This window comes from Variovorax cryoconiti, assembly GCF_051216395.1.
Taxonomy (GTDB): Bacteria; Pseudomonadota; Gammaproteobacteria; order Burkholderiales; family Burkholderiaceae_C; genus Variovorax.
The window spans coordinates 1-1,468 of the sequence record NZ_JBPJZI010000024.1 but is presented as its reverse complement, the minus strand read 5'-3'; the positions used below and the strand labels follow the sequence as shown (position 1 = coordinate 1,468).

2 protein-coding genes are annotated in these 1,468 nt (G+C 68.9%); both read right to left on the bottom strand.

The genetic code is table 11. The annotated features are described in order from the left end of the window. Positions 1–1,080, bottom strand: a 1,080-nt coding sequence (locus ACSFA2_RS25375) for an indolepyruvate oxidoreductase subunit beta family protein (protein WP_435458103.1), incomplete at its 3' end; no start/stop codon positions are given. A 4-nt stretch (positions 1,081–1,084) separates the two neighbouring features. Then, on the bottom strand, positions 1,085–1,468 hold a 384-nt coding region (locus ACSFA2_RS25370), incomplete at its 5' end, for an indolepyruvate ferredoxin oxidoreductase subunit alpha (protein WP_435458102.1).

Sequence of the window (1,468 nt, the reverse complement as noted above, 5' to 3'; positions counted from 1 at the left end):
CCAGCGGCCGATGCCGCCGGGCAGCGTCTCGCAGATTTCCTGCATGCGCGGGTGCATGTATTCGTTGATGGCAAGCACCTGGCCCGGTTGTACGCGGGCCTCGCCGCGCACGCGCTCGAAACGGGTGGCGCGGGTCTTCAGGGCCGCGACGCGGGCGGTGTCTTCGTAGGACATCCAGAGCGCGAGGTGGCGCGCGGTTTCGCGCAGCAGGCGATGGTCGTCGCTGCCTGGCAGCGCGGCGATGGCGGCCATGCGGTTGAGGTACATGCTGGCGTAAGCCGGGTCCTGGTAGTCGATGAGGCGGCGCACACCTTCGAGCAGGAAGTCCTGCGCTTGCACCGGGAAGTCATGTTGCACCCGCTCGACCAATGCCCGCACGGCCGGGTGGCGCGGTTGGGGTGCTGGTGCAGCGATAGGCACTTCTTTCGCAGGCTCACCGTCGTCACCGCCTTGCGCGCGAGCGAACGCCGCGCCGAAAGCCTTGAGACTGGGCTTCACGCCCACGCCGCCGCGCTCGATGGTTGCCTCGAACTGCGCGCGGCTGAACGGCAGCACGCCCGAACCTGCCAGCGTGCCGAACAGCACCGCGCTGATCACGCTGCCCGAGGCTTCGGCTGCCTGCGCCATGTCGAAGCGGATGAAGCGCTTGGCTGCCTTGGCGGTGTGTGCGAGGAGCTGGTCGCTGTCGACGCGGCCGTCGCCCAAGGCGCTTTTCTCCGCGATGGAGAACACGCGGTGCGTGGATGCGATCAGCGTGGTGCGGTCGCGCGTGACGAGGCCGCGCTGCACGGCGCGCCCGGCCTCCATGAGCTCCGACGCCAGCACCACGTCGACGTCGCCCGGCAGCGGCATCAACGCGAGCACTGGCAGGCCGCCATCGGCTTCGGCCTGCGCCGAGGGATACAGCTCGACGTAGTAGATGGTCGCGCCGGTGCGCTGGGCCACGCCCGGCACCGAGGTGGTCTGGGCGACGTAGCCGTTGGCCTCGCCCATGTCGACGATCCAGTCGGCCAGCACGCCGCCGCCCTCCCCGCCCATGGCGAGGATGGCAATCTTGATAGGTTGTGCGTTGCTCGTCATTGCTTCAGAAGGCATAGGCTTCACGGCGGCGCGCCTCGCCGCGCTGCAGCCAGCCGATGACGGCTGCGCGCACGCGTTCGCGCAACACATCCCAGCGACTGGGGTTGCTCACGATCTGGGCCTTGTAGAACGACGGGCACAGCACAGCTGCATGCGAGACCTCGCCGCACACGCCGCAGCCCACGCAGCTGTCGAGCACGGTTGCGACCGGGTCGGTGCGCAGCGGATCGGGGTTGGGCTTGATCGACAGCGACGGGCAGCCCGACAGGCGAATGCAGGAGTGGTCGCCGGTGCAGGTGTCGGAATCGACGCCGAACTTCTCGCGCACCATGCGCTTGCCATCGGCGATGGCCTTGCGCACCAGCGGCTTCTCGCGGCGCTGCTTGTT